Source organism: Bacteroides sp. An51A (assembly GCF_002161565.1).
GTDB classification, from domain to species: Bacteria; Bacteroidota; Bacteroidia; order Bacteroidales; family Bacteroidaceae; genus Phocaeicola; species Phocaeicola intestinalis.
The window spans coordinates 52,197-68,853 of sequence record NZ_NFIC01000007.1 but is presented as its reverse complement, the minus strand read 5'-3'; the positions used below and the strand labels follow the sequence as shown (position 1 = coordinate 68,853).

The 16,657-nt window shown below is 44.3% G+C and carries 12 protein-coding genes and 2 pseudogenes; 7 read left to right on the top strand and 7 right to left on the bottom strand.

All coding sequences use genetic code 11. The features are described from left to right. The first annotated feature begins 19 nt into the window (after nt 1-19). The 5 genes and pseudogenes from B5G04_RS14230 to galK all read left to right on the top strand — a co-directional run bounded on the left by B5G04_RS14230 (nt 20) and on the right by galK (nt 5,266). A complete protein-coding gene (locus B5G04_RS14230; RefSeq protein ID WP_087248905.1) occupies nt 20-1,312 on the top strand; it encodes a folylpolyglutamate synthase/dihydrofolate synthase family protein in 1,293 nt (430 codons plus the stop codon). 95 nt (nt 1,313-1,407) lie between these two features. Continuing rightward, nucleotides 1,408-2,502 (top strand): aldose epimerase family protein, encoded by a 1,095-nt coding sequence (locus B5G04_RS14225; protein ID WP_087248889.1) that lies wholly within the window; start codon nt 1,408-1,410, stop codon nt 2,500-2,502. A gap of 75 nt (nt 2,503-2,577) precedes the next feature. Further along, nucleotides 2,578-3,591 (top strand): annotated as a pseudogene (locus tag B5G04_RS14220) (MFS transporter); the annotation flags it as partial. A gap of 180 nt (nt 3,592-3,771) precedes the next feature. Continuing rightward, nucleotides 3,772-4,065: pseudogene (locus B5G04_RS20750) on the top strand (MFS transporter); the annotation flags it as partial. Between the two features lie 46 nt (nt 4,066-4,111). Further along, nucleotides 4,112-5,266 (top strand): galactokinase, encoded by a 1,155-nt coding sequence (galK, locus tag B5G04_RS14215; protein WP_022039158.1) that lies wholly within the window; start codon nt 4,112-4,114, stop codon nt 5,264-5,266. Nucleotides 5,267-5,387: 121 nt separating this feature from the next. Here galK and B5G04_RS19925 read toward each other — a convergent pair whose 3' ends face one another. From B5G04_RS19925 to B5G04_RS14190, 6 genes are all read right to left on the bottom strand, one after another. Beyond that, a complete protein-coding gene (locus B5G04_RS19925) occupies nt 5,388-5,696 on the bottom strand; it encodes a hypothetical protein (protein WP_158100108.1) in 309 nt (102 codons plus the stop codon). Nucleotides 5,697-5,797: 101 nt separating this feature from the next. Then, complete coding sequence (locus B5G04_RS14210; protein ID WP_087248893.1) at nt 5,798-6,100, bottom strand: GNAT family N-acetyltransferase; 303 nt, start codon at nt 6,098-6,100, stop codon at nt 5,798-5,800. A 232-nt stretch (nt 6,101-6,332) separates the two neighbouring features. After that, the gene (locus tag B5G04_RS14205; RefSeq protein WP_239414119.1) at nt 6,333-7,292 is read right to left on the bottom strand and encodes a hypothetical protein; all 960 of its coding nucleotides are present in this window, start codon (nt 7,290-7,292) and stop codon (nt 6,333-6,335) included. Nucleotides 7,293-7,445: 153 nt separating this feature from the next. Beyond that, nucleotides 7,446-8,498: a recombinase RecA gene (recA, locus tag B5G04_RS14200; protein ID WP_022038606.1), complete on the bottom strand. Its 1,053-nt coding sequence runs from the start codon at nt 8,496-8,498 to the stop codon at nt 7,446-7,448. A gap of 114 nt (nt 8,499-8,612) precedes the next feature. Further along, the gene (gene bcp / locus B5G04_RS14195; RefSeq protein WP_013617570.1) at nt 8,613-9,062 is read right to left on the bottom strand and encodes a thioredoxin-dependent thiol peroxidase; all 450 of its coding nucleotides are present in this window, start codon (nt 9,060-9,062) and stop codon (nt 8,613-8,615) included. A 110-nt stretch (nt 9,063-9,172) separates the two neighbouring features. Next, complete coding sequence (locus B5G04_RS14190; protein WP_013617571.1) at nt 9,173-10,366, bottom strand: saccharopine dehydrogenase family protein; 1,194 nt, start codon at nt 10,364-10,366, stop codon at nt 9,173-9,175. Between the two features lie 140 nt (nt 10,367-10,506). Here B5G04_RS14190 and B5G04_RS14185 point away from each other — a divergent pair, with 140 nt between their 5' ends. After that, nucleotides 10,507-11,316, top strand: coding sequence for an META domain-containing protein (locus tag B5G04_RS14185; RefSeq protein ID WP_087397830.1), 810 nt, complete (start codon nt 10,507-10,509; stop codon nt 11,314-11,316). 115 nt (nt 11,317-11,431) lie between these two features. Here the strand turns inward: B5G04_RS14185 and B5G04_RS14180 are convergent, their stop codons facing one another. Beyond that, nucleotides 11,432-14,185, bottom strand: coding sequence for an outer membrane beta-barrel protein (locus tag B5G04_RS14180; RefSeq protein WP_087397828.1), 2,754 nt, complete (start codon nt 14,183-14,185; stop codon nt 11,432-11,434). 315 nt (nt 14,186-14,500) lie between these two features. On the opposite strand from B5G04_RS14180, the gene dnaK reads away from it, so the two are divergent. Beyond that, nucleotides 14,501-16,417: a molecular chaperone DnaK gene (gene dnaK / locus B5G04_RS14175; protein ID WP_013617574.1), complete on the top strand. Its 1,917-nt coding sequence runs from the start codon at nt 14,501-14,503 to the stop codon at nt 16,415-16,417. The last annotated feature ends 240 nt before the right edge of the window (nt 16,418-16,657 follow it).

Below are 16,657 nucleotides of genomic sequence, written 5' to 3'. Positions count from 1 at the left end.
ACTAATTTGCTATATAAAGATGAATTACCAAGAAACTCTTACCTATTTATATAATAGTGCCCCTTTGTTTCAGCAAGTAGGCAAAGACGCATACAAGGAAGGACTTGAAAACACATACGCATTAGACGAATATTTCGGCCATCCGCACCAGCAATTCCGCACCATCCATGTAGCGGGAACAAACGGAAAAGGGTCTTGTTCGCACACATTGGCAGCCATCCTGCAATCGGCAGGTTACCGGGTAGGGCTTTACACTTCGCCCCACTTAACGGATTTCCGCGAACGAATCCGGATAAACGGCGTGCCCGTACCAGAAGAATTCGTCATCGGTTTCGTGGAAAAACACCGTCATTTCTTCGAACCTCTGCATCCGTCGTTTTTCGAGTTGACCACCGCCATGGCTTTTCATTATTTCGCCCGGCAAGCGGTAGACGTAGCGGTCATCGAAGTCGGGTTAGGCGGACGGCTGGATTGCACCAACATCATCCATCCGGATGTATGCGTCATCACCAACATCAGCTTCGACCATATACAATTCCTAGGAAACACCCTTGCACAGATAGCAGGCGAGAAAGCAGGCATTATCAAACCCCATACACCGGTAGTGATTGGCGAGACTACTCCCGAGACCAAGCCTGTTTTTCTGGACAAAGCTTTATCGGTAGATGCCCCCATCATATTTGCCGAAGAAGAACATCTGTTATACAATGCTAGCCACGAAGCAAACGGGAACTACCTTTACCAGACAGCAGATTATACTGACCTGAAAGGTGAACTAGGCGGTTTATGCCAGGAAAAAAACACCAATACCCTGCTTTCAGCACTCCGCCAACTAAAACAAACCGGCTATCGCTTCAGCGAAACAGATGTACGGAACGGCTTTGCACACGTATGCGAGCTGACCGGACTGCAAGGACGCTGGCAACGTTTGGCAAACCACCCTACAGTAATATGCGATACCGGACATAACGTAGGAGGCATCCGGTACATTGCCGAACAACTCTCGCGCCAACACTATGACCGGCTCCGTATCGTCATCGGCATGGTAAACGATAAAGACATCCGTGGCGTACTAGCCTTATTGCCAACCGATGCATCCTATTATTTTACCCAAGCGAGCGTAAAACGTGCCCTTCCTGCCGAAGAGGTACAAAAACAAGCGTCAGCCTTCGGACTGAAAGGCAATGCTTATCCCAACGTTAAAATTGCTTTAAAGGAAGCGTTAGCACAATCCGGCCCCCAAGACCTCATTTTTATAGGGGGAAGTAGCTTTATTGTTGCCGATTTATTGGCAACATGTTATACTTCGTGAAATATTTAACTAAATTGCTTGTGTATCTTGAATAAAATCTTTTTATTTGCATACATTTATCGTTGTAATATCAAAAAGAAAGGACATTCAAGCACATGATTAACACATTTTATTATGAAAATAACCTTTGCGGAGTAAAGCGAAGCGATTTTCAACGTACAATCGATGGTAAAGAAGTTGATTTATTCATTCTGAAGAATGACAAAGGTGCCGAAATGGCAGTAACCAACTACGGAGGAGCTTTAGTGGCTATTATGGTTCCGGACAAGAACGGCAAGCTTGCCAACGTGATTCAAGGACACGACACACTGGACGGAGTTATCCATAGCCCCGAATCGTTCTTAAGTACACTTATCGGACGGTATGGCAACCGAATCGCCAAAGGTAAATTCCAACTGGGAGGAGAAGAATACCAACTGGCAATAAACAATGGTCCCAACTCGCTTCACGGAGGTCCCACAGGTTTTCATTCACGCGTATGGGATGCCGAGCAGACCAGCAAACAAAGCCTTACTTTAAGTTATCTGTCAAAAGACGGTGAAGAAGGCTTCCCCGGCAACTTGAAAGTTCAAGTCATTTACACGTTTACCAACGAAAACGAATTTATCCTTACCTACACAGCTACGACCGACCGTACGACATTAGTTAATCTTACCCATCATGCATTTTTCAGTTTGTCGGGTCTGGAGAAACCAACCCCCAGTGTAGAAAACAATATTCTTACCCTTAATGCCGATTTCTACGTACCCATAGATGAATATTCTATCCCTACGGGAGAAATTTTAAAGGTTGCTGATACTCCAATGGATTTTCGTATGCCTCATAGTGTAGGCAGCCGTATCAATGAACCGTTCCAACAATTGATATACGGCAAGGGATACGACCATACGTATATTGTCAATAAAAAGGAAGTGGGTGAATTGGCATTTGCAGCCAAATGCGTAGAACCTCAAAGCGGACGTTCGCTTGAAGTATATACGACAGAACCGGGCGTGCAAGTATATACGGCAAACTGGCAAAGCGGCTTTGCAGGCTGGCATGGCGCAACCTTCCCCGAACGCAGTGCCATCTGTTTCGAAGCACAACACTTCCCCGACACACCTAATAAGCCACATTTCCCGTCAGCAGTATTGAATCCGGGTGAAACCTATCATCAGGTTACGGTGTATAAATTCGGAGTAGAAGCTTGATAAGCCATCAATTAAGAAAATTCTTAGATTTATCTTGAAAACTAATGTATTACTAACCTTTTTTAATATTAAACCATGAATCAACAAAAACAGAACGGAAATCTCATCGCAATCATCACGATGTTTTTCTTATTTGCGATGATCTCTTTCGTTACCAATCTTGCCGCTCCTTTCGGCACCATTTGGAAGAATCAATATGCGGGAGCTAACACTTTGGGCATGATGGGAAACATGATGAACTTCCTTGCTTACCTGTTTATGGGAATCCCGGCGGGAAACATGCTGGTAAAGATAGGTTATAAAAAAACCGCCCTGATAGCAATGGCAGTAGGTTTCTTAGGCTTGTTCACCCAATATCTTTCCAGCCTGGTGGGTGCCGATGTAGATGTATTCAACATGGGTGCATACGCCATCAAGCTGAACTTTATCATCTACCTGCTGGGCGCGTTTATCTGCGGTTTTTGCGTATGTATGCTCAATACCGTCGTCAACCCGATGCTGAATCTGTTGGGCGGAGGCGGAAACAAAGGAAACCAGCTCATTCAAGCCGGTGGTGCCCTAAACTCTCTGTCGGGAACCTTGACTCCGCTATTTGTAGGGGTATTAATCGGAACCGTCACGCCTGAAACAGCCATGTCGGATGTCACCCCGCTGCTTTTCATCGCAATGGGTGTGTTTGTCCTTTCCTTCATCGCCATTTCGTTTGTAGCTATTCCTGAACCCCACTTACACAAAGGAAACGTAAAAGAAGAGAAATTCAGCCACAGCCCCTGGAGTTTCCGCCACACCGTATTAGGCGTATTCGGCATCTTCGTATATGTAGGTATCGAAATCGGTATTCCAGGCACCTTGAATTTCTACCTTGCAGACTCTTCGGCCAAAGGTGCAGGCATCTTGTTCAATGGTGCAGCTATCGGTGGAGCCATCGCAGCCATTTACTGGTTACTGATGTTGGTAGGTCGTCTTACGAGTACAATCATCAGCGGCAAGGTATCTACACGTACCCAATTGATTACGGTATCCAGTGTAGCTATCCTGTTTATTCTGTGTGCCATATTCATCCCGAAGACTGTAGGTATCAACGTACCGAAAGTCGTTTACGACCCTATTGCCAAAACTTCTGAAATCTTGACCGAAGCAGGCGTATCAGAAAACGAAATCAGCCTGATTCTTGCCGACACATCTTCAGAAAACCTTCAAAAGTATGAATCAACGCTGTCGGCCGCTAATTTGACACAAGCTGACATCGAAGGTTCACTGGCTACTCCGAAAGTCCCGATGAGTGCCTTATTCCTCGTACTTTGTGGATTATGCACTTCCATCATGTGGGGAGGAATCTTCAACCTTGCCGTAGAAGGGTTGGGCAAATACACTGCGCAAGCATCGGGTATCTTCATGATGATGGTTGTAGGTGGAGGTATCTTCCCACTCCTTCAGCAGGTTATTTCAGATTCAGTCGGCTATATGGCAAGCTACTGGTTGATTATCGCCATGCTGGCATACCTGTTATTCTACGGACTGATAGGCTGCAAGAACGTAAACAAAGACATACCCGTTGACTGATTTTAATTACAGCATATTTTATTAACCCTTTAATTTTTATATTACCATGGATATAGATTTTGTAAGAAGTCGTTTCATCAAACATTTCGATGGAACAACAGGAGCTATTTATACTTCTCCGGGACGTATCAATCTGATAGGCGAACATACAGACTACAATGGCGGATATGTATTCCCCGGCGCAGTAGACAAAGGCATCACAGCCGAAATCAAGCCTAATGGTACGGATAAAGTACACGCTTATTCCATCGACCTGAAAGATTATGTAGAATTCGGATTGAATGAAGAAGATGCCCCGAAAGCCAGCTGGGCACGTTATATTTTCGGAGTATGTCGCGAAATGATCAAACGCGGAGTAGATGTAAAAGGTTTCAATACCGCTTTTGCAGGCGATGTACCTTTAGGTGCTGGCATGTCTTCTTCGGCTGCACTCGAATCAACTTTTGCCTTTGCCTTGAACGAAATATTTGGCGACAATAAGATAGACAAGTTCGAATTGGCAAAAGTAGGACAGGCTACCGAACATAACTATTGCGGTGTAAACTGCGGTATCATGGACCAGTTTGCTTCTGTATTCGGAAAAGAAGGTCATCTGATGCGTCTAGACTGCCGCTCATTGGAATATAAATATTATCCGTTCCGTCCGGAAGGCTATCGCCTGGTATTGGTAGACTCAGTTGTAAAACACGAACTGGCATCATCTGCATATAACAAACGTCGTCAAAGTTGCGAGAATGTTGTAGCTGCCATCAAGAAGAACCATCCTGAAATAGAATTCCTACGTGACTGCAACATGGATATGCTGAACGAAGTGAAAGAAACAGTCAGCCAGGAAGACTATATGCGTGCTGAATATGTTATTGAAGAAATCCAACGTGTACTTGACGTATGTGATGCGTTGGAACGCAACGACTACGAAACAGTAGGCCAAAAAATGTATGAAACCCATCACGGCATGAGCAAATTATATGAAGTAAGCTGTGAAGAACTGGATTTCCTCAACGACATTGCTTTCGATTGCGGTGTAACCGGTTCGCGTGTCATGGGTGGAGGCTTCGGAGGCTGCACCATCAATCTTGTAAAGAACGAGTTATACGAAACATTCATCACAACAGCGAAAGAACGCTTCAAAAAGAAATTCGGACGTTCGCCCAAAGTATATGATGTAGTGATTAGTGACGGTTCGCACAGAGTTTGCTAATCTTTATTATGAGAGGGTGCGTCAAAACGAAATGACTAATCAAATATATTGATACCTAAAAAGGTCGTATCAAATCTTCATTTAGAAAGAATGATACGACCTTTTTTATCCTTTAGAATGCTCACAATCTTAGAAACCGAATTTCACAAAAAATATTTTTAACTTGATGTTTCGTGTGATTGGGGCGATTTTTTAATTCCTTTTTGCTTCTGTTCTTTGCCAAATGACCTGCAATCTCCCTCATCCCAGCCAGCACATGATAAGAAGCTGTTTTGAATTTCTCCAAAAAGTTTTTCTTGGCTTGATGTATCCGTTTCCGTGTGTGCTTTGGGCGATTTTTTGGTCCTTTTCGCTCCTGTTCTTCGTCAGATAGCCCGCTATCTTCCTCATCACAGAAGCGAAAATGCCTCAAAAACTCATCCCAAATCATCGCACGATAAATTCAAAACAGCTTCTAAATTCAAAAACAGTTTTTAAAATTGAAAGTTCATATTTCAAAAATTGAATTTTGCCCCCTATTCTTTACTTCTCTTATAAGGCGCAAGTACCACTTCCTGCATAGTCCGTGCTGATTTCGCCTTGATATTCAGGATGCCTTTGCAACCATCGTACAGCATAAGAACATGTAGCAACGGGCTTTAAACCCTTATTCCGAGCATAATCGTATGCAGTTTTCACCAACATTGAGGCAATGCCTCTTCCACCAATCGCTTCCGGTACAAGTGTATGGCGAATATCCAAATGATCTTTACCCAATACATAAGCCATATCTGCCTTATAGCCATCAACTTCTACCCAAAACTTTCTCTGCGCTTCATCATGATGTACTTCCATAATCTTATATTTTTTAAAAGGTTACGTTTGCAAGATATAAAAAAAATTGGATATTTCCGTGCACGCTCACAAAAAAATAAGAATAATCAGCCCTGCTTTACAACATACTTTTACCTACCAGCTAAAAATGTAAAAAATAGAATATAAAAACACGAAAAACACCGAGAGAAAACGTCAATTATCCATTGAAAAAACGGTGTTTTTCGTGTCTTTGTACTCCAAACATACTTTCTTACTGCATGGCTTTTGCCAAGTTTTCCACTAACTGCGGGTCGGACAAATCAGCTTTACCAAACAATACATAAGAAAAATTGTCTGCCAATACTTCTTCCGGATCAATGGCATACGCTGTATTCTTACCTATCCGTTCTTGAAAGTCAGAAACTTGCTCAGGAGCATAAATCGTAGTTATTCCGTTTTGCTGGTAAGGTATAAATTGTTCATTCAAAGGTACAAGCCCTATTTGTATATATTGATTTAAAGAACCCTCTGTATAAGCCCTATCGGTATAAATCACCATGGCACAATTCATTGACTTACCATCTATTGTAAATGGTGCATAACTGTCATGACAACTTACATCCGGATTGGAAATAAGTTTTTGCATCAAATCGGCAGGGAAAACAATCGGACGGTCAAGTACATTAAATCCAATTACAGAATAAACCTTTTTCTTGAATGCAACATCTGCCCTTGTCAAAAGATGGAAAAGTTCATGTGCTATAAGACGTGCCAAATCATTATCTGACGCTTTTTCCAAAACCTGTTCACCGATAGCTATCCAATTCTCACGAGTATAAGCAGCCGCTCCTCCTTCTTCTGCCATAGAAGTTTTCAACAAAATCACTTCGGAAGGAAAAGGAAGTTTCAACTTCTGTTTTTTGATAGCCGCCTCTACTGCCATAAATGCTTTATTCAATTTTGACCGGTCTGCATCGCCCCATTCGCGAGTCGACTCCATAGCCAATGTCAATAATTGTGACTTCCTTCCGTTTAGGGACTGAAGGCGCGCATTGATATCGAACTGGTTCCAGCTGTTAGTATATTGGTCTATGTCGGTAATAAGCATCTGTGCTTCTGCCCGCGTAGCAAAACGATAAGGTATATCGGCCGAAACTTTCTGAGCCTTGCCGGCAACAGCCAACAGCAAAGCACCGACAGTAAAAAGCAGATGTGTCAATTTCATATTCATAATTAGATAGATTAAAAAAGGGAAACCGTCCTCCCTGCCCGAAGATGACGGTCCACCTTCTATATTGGTATTACATTTTATTCTATTGAATATCCGCAATCAATCTTCATCTAACTTTTATCTCTCAAAATAAGACTGGCGGACATTTTCATATTATTCTTTATCCTTCAAAGCTGAAAAGATAAGCTCTTCCAATTCATCAGCCAGTTCGGGATTATCCTGAATACACTGCTTGGCAGCATCACGTCCTTGCCCCAACTTAGTATCGTTATAGCTATACCATGAACCACTTTTCTTGATAATGCCCAATTCTGACCCCAAATCGATAATCTCTCCACTGTGCGAGATACCTTCACCGAACATGATGTCAAACTCTGCCTTGCGGAAAGGAGGAGCGACCTTGTTCTTCACCACTTTCACACGCACCTGGTTTCCGATTACATCTTCCCCGTCTTTCAATTGGGAGATACGGCGGATATCCAAACGTACGGAAGCATAAAACTTCAAGGCATTTCCTCCGGTAGTAGTTTCGGGATTGCCAAACATTACGCCTATCTTCTCGCGCAACTGGTTGATGAAAATACACGTGGTATTGGTCTTGCTGATAGCCGAAGTCAGCTTGCGCAAAGCCTGCGACATCAAGCGTGCCTGCAGTCCGACTTTATTGTCGCCCATATCACCTTCAATCTCTGCCTTCGGAGTAAGGGCAGCCACCGAGTCGATAACAATAATATCGATAGCCGATGAGCGAATCAACTGTTCGGCGATTTCCAATGCCTGTTCGCCGTTATCCGGTTGGGAAATCCACAGATTGTCAATGTCTACTCCCAACTTTGCCGCATAGAAACGGTCGAACGCATGTTCAGCATCAATAAATGCCGCAATACCTCCATTCTTTTGTGCTTCCGCAATGGCATGGATGGCAAGTGTCGTTTTTCCCGAAGATTCTGGTCCGTAGATTTCAATAATACGTCCTTTGGGATAACCTCCTACCCCCAATGCCGCATTCAAGGCGATAGAGCCGGTAGGAATGACTTCCACTTCTTCCACATGGTCATCACCCATTTTCATTATCGACCCTTTACCAAAATTTTTTTCTATCTTATCCATTGCAGCCTGCAATGCCTTTAACTTCTCGCTGTTATTCGGTTTCGAAGAAGCACTTTCTACCCCTCCTTCAAATGCCAATTCATCTTTTTTTGCCATACCTTATTCTTTTAGTTGACTAGGTATCAGGTACTAGTTGACCAGGCTCTAAATACATAAGTAAAACTATTTAAAACCTAGTACCTAGTCAACTGGTACCTCGTACCTTCATGATTATTTTAATATCTGCGCCGCATGGTCTTTTGTCTTCACCTCTTTCGGAGAGATGACACGCTCTACGACACCTTCTTCGTTGATAATAAATGTCGTACGGAACGTGCCCATATACTTGCGGCCGCACATGCTCTTCTCACCCCATGCGCCAAATTCCTCGGTCAATTTATGTTCCGTATCAGCAATCAGCGTGAAGGGAAGCTGGTTTTTCTCAATAAACTTCTGGTGCGACTTCTGGTCGTTGATGCTTACACCTACCACTTCATAACCTGCCTTGCGCAGTTCATCGTAATTGTCACGCAGGTTGCATGCCTGAGCGGTGCAGCCCGAGGTCATGTCTTTCGGATAGAAATAAAGCACCACTTTACGCCCTTTGTAATCGCTCAAATGTATTTCTTTCCCGTTTTGGTCCACGCCCAATAAATCGGGAGCCTTGTCGCCTACAATCATTTCTTTAATTAATAATGAATAGTTAATAATGAATAGTGACATCCCCAATGAATAACTAACAACGAAGCAAATCCCGTTAATTAATTATTCATTGTTAATTATTCACTGAATTACAGTTCCAAATCGCCGTCGAATACCTCATGCCACGGCAAGCCGTTCTTGTTCAGTTCGTCCATAAACGGATCTGGGTCGAATTCTTCCACGTTCCATACACCCGGACGCTTCCACAAGCCTTTCACGAACATCATCGCGCCAATCATCGCCGGAACACCCGTCGTATAGCTTACGCCTTGCATGCCGGTTTCCTTGTAGGCTTCCTGATGCGAGCAGTTGTTATATACATAATAGGTACGCTCCTTACCGTCCTTAATACCCCGGATGCGGCATCCGATAGACGTTTCGCCTTCGTAATTCTCGCCCAGGTCTTGCGGATTAGGCAGCACTGCCTTCAAGAACTGGAGCGGCACGATTTCCATTCCGTTATAATTAATCGGCTCGATGCTTGCCATGCCGATATCCTGAATCACACGCAGGTGGGTCAGGTATTCCTGGCCGAAGGTCATCCAGAAGCGGGCACGCTTGATGGTCGGGAAATTCTTCACCAACGACTCCAGTTCCTCGTGATAAAGCAAATACGAGTCGCGCGGACCGATATTGGGATAAGTCAAATCCTTATGGATTTCCAGCGGCTTGGTGGTAATCCACTTCCCGTCCTCGTAATAACGTCCGTTCTGGGTAATCTCGCGGATGTTGATTTCGGGATTGAAGTTGGTGGCGAAAGCCTTATGATGGTTGCCCGCATTGCAGTCTACGATATCCAAGTACTGGATTTCGTCGAAATGATGCTTGGCTGCGTATGCCGTGTATATACCGCTTACCCCCGGATCGAAGCCGCAACCTAAGATAGCGGTCAACCCGGCATCCTCGAAACGTTTCTTATATGCCCATTGCCAGCTATATTCGAAGTGAGCCACGTCTTTCGGCTCATAATTTGCCGTGTCCAGATAATTCACGCCTGCTTTCAGGCAAGCTTCCATAATCGTCAGGTCCTGATACGGAAGAGCCACATTAATAACGATCTCGGGTTTAAACCCATTGAATAAAGCCACCAGTTCGTCTACATTGTCTGCATCTACCTTAGCGGTCTTGATGTTGGGATTGCCGATTGCTTTTACAATTGCATCGCACTTCGACTGGGTACGGCTGGCAATCATCACTTCCGTAAACACCTCGGGATGTTGAGCCACTTTGTGTGCAACCACGGTACCTACACCGCCTGCACCGATAATCAATACTTTACTCATTTCTTATTTTTCAGATTTAATGCCCGGTAAACGTTACCGTTCACCCTGCAAAGATATAAATTTTTCCGAAACTTCATGCAGTATTCCGAGTATATCCGTATTTTTGTAATAGCAAACTATCTAAAACAAGGACAAAATTTATGAAGAAAGTAGTTTTAAAAGCAGCTGTCCTGCTTTGTGCAGGCATAGGAATGAGTGCATGTAAAAGTAGCAAACAAGCCGTACAGCCTATTGACCTGACGGGAGAATGGAACATCGTAACGGTAAACGGCGATAAAATCAATGCTGCCAACACACCATTTATCGGACTGGACATGAAAAAAAAACGAGTATACGGGAATGCCGGATGCAACCGGATGACAGGAAGTTTCGAGATAGACTCATTACATCCGGGGAAGATACAGTTCGGACAAATAGGAACGACCCGTATGATGTGTCCGGATATGGAAACAGAAAGCAAAGTATTGCAAGCATTGGACAACGTAACGGGATACACCGAAACAGCCCAGGGCTTAAGCCTGACCGATGCAGAAGGCAAAGCGCTTATGACACTGGAGAAACGCCAGCTTCCCGCTTTTTCCATCAATGACCTAAACGGTGAATGGATTATCAGTGCCATCGGCAATACACAACTTGGCAAAACCGAAAACACGCCGTTCCTAGCTTTCGATATCGAACAGAAACGGGTACACGGCAATGCCGGTTGTAATGTTATCAATGGAAGTTTCTCGCAAGAAGAAGGCAAAGATAACTCGTTGAAATTCTCACAAATGATTTCCACGATGATGGCTTGCCCTGATATGGAAACTGAACGTCAGATTCTGGAAGCACTGAGCAAAGTGAACAGCTTCTCTTCCAGCCAAGACCAAACCCTCGCCCTGCTGGACGAAAATGGTACCGAAGTTCTGACGCTGACACGCAACACAGGTGAAAAGCTTTCGGGCAACTAATCACTTGACTGCAACACGGCTTGATGTTGATTGCATGGTGGATTGCACCTATATTCATCTAAAAAACTCAAATCGTAACCGCATCCACCTCAATCCGCATCAAGCAGCGTTTCTTTCACTTCATACGCTCGAAACGATAAATGAAAGAAACCATGGCATACTCTCTCAATTGTTCTTCATACCGTTCGCTGAAAGCCGTAGCACTGGCATAACGCGTAAAGCTTTTCCGCTGGCTCAGGATATCTGCCCAGTAAACTGACAATTCTCCTCGCCTCTCTTTCAAGAACTTCCACGAAATTTTCAAGTTCCACAAAAGTTCATTATCGCTTTTTCCATCCATACCGGTTCCACTACGGAATACATAACCGGCATCTGTACTTACCATGAAATGAAACGGCAAATTAACCGAACTTTCTATGCCGCACGTATAGTTCCGGGTATACGTATTACGGTTCTGTAACGAGTTCTTCGATTGGTAAAATGTCCATGTACCAGTCAAATCAATATTGCCCCACGACGGCAAGTAAGCCAACCGCACATTACTGCTCAATGTAGTAGCCCCCGTCACACTCCGGCTATTCTGAGTCCCGTCTTCATTGATTAAACTCACGTTGCGGTCGTATCCTCCCGAAGCATTTATGTTCACATGAAATTGCTTGATGCGCTTGTCGTAATACCCGTTTCCCATAATCCCCCAATTACCGTTAATATTAACCGGAAGAGTCTCGCGCCCTCCTGTCTCTCTATCATAATAGGTAGCACGCGTCACCGCGTTGAAGGTCTGATTCCACATAAGCGAAGCCATAAAACCTTTTTGGAAATTGTTGAATATCGCATGTATCGAATGCCGGTACGAAGGACGCAAGTGCGGATTGCTCCGGCGAATATACAAGGGCGAACTGTAATCGGTAGGTGCCATCATATCTTCCAACCGAGGCTGCGAAGTATTCCCGTTATAACTTAACACAAAAAAACGTCCGTCTTTCTGGTACGAAAAACTCAGTTGCGAACGCCATTCTACCGAACGTACCACTGTATCAGCATAATGTTCGCCCGTAGCCTGTTCAATAGAACGGCGTTGGGGAGTCATGTCCACACTTGCCACCATTCCCCAAACTTCATCCGTATAGTTGTAACGAAATGAAAGATTATGTCCAAGGGTACGACTATGACTTCTTGTACGCAGACTATCCACCTCATCCACTTCATATCCTTCCGGCAAAGCACCTAAGACAAAATGCCCGGTTTCCCGACGAGACAAATCATAAGTCATACCGTCTAAACGTTCATAATCATTCTCTAATCCGTACGAAAGCTGTATATGTGATTTCTTGGTAAAAGCATGTGTATAGCCCAAACGCACTTCATCATTCATCGAGCTTTGAGGCGTATGGCGGTACTGGTTCTGATAATAAAGCGAATCACCTCCCGACACATTCTGCAATTGGTAATAGTCTATAGAAGAAAGTGTATAAGCATGCTGGCGGTTCTTTTGATAAGTATGGTTGACATCAAGGCTTAAAAAATCTCCCTTCGTGCCGATTTTCTGCACCAGTTCCAGGCGCAAATCATAATTGAAACGTTTGCCTCGCCCCAAAGTTTGCTGACGGTTGTCGTTTATCCACATCTCCCTGCCTATCTCGTCAATATGGGCAAAAGGTGCTTTCGTATCAGCATCCAGAGGAGCATTGAAAGTAGCGGTACGGCTTTCGTTCCGGCTTTCATCATCGCCATAACCTCCCATAGCAGAAAAGATAAGAGTGGTCTGCTTGCTGATATCCCAGTTCATATCGAAACGTCCATTCGTATTCTGGTTCTTCCCCAACTGATCATTTTCCGACAAAAGATACTGATTACCACTACTCAAGTATTGTTCACTATATGTCCCTGATTGCCCTCCGTCACGGTTATACATGTAATTGACATTTCCCGACAGACTTAATCCTTCTTTCACATTCTTCGAAACATTCAGGTTGACCGAATTGGAAATGTTGTCTTCATCAGCGGTGGTAGAATTGCGGTTAGTCGAACGTGCGCTTACCATAAAATTATCCCCATTCTCTTTAAAACGCATCATCCTGCCATTCAGATCACGACGTTTGTGCGTGCCATAACCAGCTTCAATATTTGCCAGCAGGGTTCCATTAAACTCCCGTTTGGTTTGCAAGTCGAGCACATAATTTTTCTCATTCGATTTCATGCCGGTAATCTTTTCCTGTTCTGTCGGTTTGTCATACACTTTCAGCTGGCTGACAAATCTAACAGGCAGGTTTTCCAGAACCACATCTTTGTTTCCACGGAAAAAGTCTTTCCCGTTTACCGTAATCTGCCGAATAGGATAGCCGTTAAATTTCATTTCTCCGCTCTTCGGATCATACGACAACCCAGGGATGCGCCGTACCAAGGCTTCCAAATATGAACCTTCGGGAGTAGGAAATGCCGCTACATTGTAAATGGTAGTATCCCCCTTCTGTTCCATCGGTTTAAGTGGAGCTGTCACTACCACTTCCGAGAGACGTAAAGCTTCATCATGCATCCGCAACGTTCCCAACCGGATAGTATCTCCCACTTCATCAAGTACTTTCAGCAAAGGAACACATCCGGTAAATGAAGCCCTCAATAAATAGCCGATTTTACTTTTTCTCTTGAAGTCTAGACAAAAATGTCCACTGGTATCCGTAACCACACCTTTCACCAAGAGCGTATCCGGTAAACGAAAAACCGCCACGTTGGCATATGAAAGAGGTTCTTCATGATTCCCGTTTTCCAATACCAACCGTCCGGTCACTATCTGATGTTGAGCTTGTGCGGCTGTTATTCCCAAGAACCATCCGATTGCTATATATATAATAAGGTATAGATATTTCATGACTCTTTTACTAACGAAAGGGCAAAAATAACGAAAAACCCGACACATCCGCATTAATAAAGTCTAAATCGAACAGTAACAACCTGCCAATACTGCATTGATATCCGGTTCGAAAAAGCCACAATCTGCACTTCTATCCGACACACTGTCTAAGCATATCTACTTAGCTTGTCAGTTTCGACCGACATTTTGTCAGTCCACACAAAACAAAACAAAGGACTTTTACGCTTGGCACAGCATTTGTTTACTAATAAGCGTAACGCTTCGGTGTTACAAAATCAACTTAATTAGCAAACAAATAAAAAAAATACAATTATGGGAAAGATTATTGGTATTGACTTAGGAACTACAAACTCATGTGTAGCAGTATTCGAAGGTAACGAACCGGTTGTGATTGCCAACAGCGAAGGCAAACGCACCACTCCTTCAGTCGTAGCATTCGTAGACGGCGGCGAACGTAAAGTGGGCGACCCCGCTAAGCGTCAGGCTATCACGAACCCGAAACGTACAGTATATTCTATCAAACGTTTCATGGGTGAAACATACGACCAAGTTCAGAAAGAAATCTCTCGTGTTCCTTATCAAGTAGCAAGAGGAGAAAACAATACACCGCGTGTAGACATCGACGGACGTCTGTACACTCCGCAGGAAATTTCAGCCATGATTCTTCAGAAGATGAAGAAAACCGCTGAAGATTATTTGGGCCAGGAAGTAACCGAAGCCGTTATTACCGTTCCGGCATACTTCTCAGACTCACAGCGTCAGGCAACGAAAGAAGCCGGACAGATTGCAGGACTGGACGTGAAACGTATTGTCAACGAACCGACAGCAGCCGCTTTGGCATACGGTGTCGACAAAGCCAACAAGGACATGAAAGTAGCTGTGTTCGACCTCGGTGGCGGTACATTCGATATTTCAATACTGGAATTCGGTGGCGGCGTATTCGAAGTATTGGCAACCAATGGTGATACACACCTGGGTGGTGATGACTTCGACCAAGCTATCATCAATTGGCTGGTTCAAGAGTTCAAGAACGATGAAGGTGCCGACCTGACTACTGACCCGATGGCTATGCAACGTCTGAAAGAGGCAGCTGAAAAAGCAAAGATTGAATTGTCTTCTTCTTCATCTACCGAAATCAACTTGCCGTACATCATGCCGGTAGCCGGTGTGCCCAAGCACTTGGTTAAGACACTGACTCGTGCTAAATTCGAACAATTGACCCACGATTTAATCCAGGCTTGTCTGGAACCGTGCAAGAAAGCCATGAGCGATGCAGGCTTGAGCAACTCGGATATCGACGAAGTCATCCTTGTAGGTGGTTCTTCACGTATCCCGGCAGTTCAGCAACTGGTTCAAGACTTCTTCGGTAAAGTTCCTTCAAAAGGTGTAAACCCGGATGAAGTAGTAGCCGTAGGTGCAGCTATTCAGGGTGCCGTATTGAACAAAGAAGCTGGTGTAGGCAACATCGTATTGCTGGATGTCACTCCGTTGACCTTGGGTATCGAAACCATGGGTGGTGTCATGACCAAACTGATTGACGCCAACACGACTATCCCGTGCAAGAAGAGCGAAGTATTCTCTACGGCAGCCGATAACCAGACCGAAGTGACCATCCACGTATTGCAAGGCGAACGTCCGATGGCAGCACAGAACAAGTCAATCGGTCAGTTTAACTTGACAGGTATCGCTCCGGCACGCCGTGGTGTTCCCCAGATTGAGGTTACATTCGATATCGATGCCAACGGTATTCTGAAAGTATCTGCCAAAGATAAGGCTACCGGCAAGGAACAGGCCATCCGTATCGAAGCTTCCTCTGGCTTGAGCAAAGAAGAAATCGAACGTATGAAAGCCGAAGCATCTGCCAATGCAGAAGCCGATAAGAAGGAACGTGAGAAAGTAGATAAGCTGAATCAGGCAGACAGCTTGATTTTCACCACCGAAAATCAGTTGAAAGACCTTGGCGACAAGATTCCTGCCGACAAGAAAGCTCCTATCGAAGCCGCTCTTCAGAAATTGAAAGATGCCCACAAGGCTCAGGATTTGGCAGGCATAGACGCCGCAAGCGCAGAACTGCAGGCTGCCTTCCAAGCCGCAAGTGCTGAAATGTACGCACAGACCGGTGCTCAAGGCGGTGCACAAGCAGGTCCTAACGCTGGTCAGGCAAACAACAGCCAAAGCACAAACAACAAAGACAATGTGCAGGATGCTGATTTTGAGGAAGTGAAGTAAGTATCAGTAAACAACGATAACCAATCATAGAAAAGTAGGGTGTAGCTCAATGAGTTATGCCCTATTTTATTTTGTCAACGTACCCATTTCCATAATTACGACCCGACTTTAGAGCAGTATCCCTAAAGGCAAAACTGCTACAGCGCGGTAAGCATTCGATAAACTACAAGTTTTAAACCTTTATATACAACAATAGCGACTGTCACTATGAACCTAATAGTTTCAGTCGCTATTATTTTG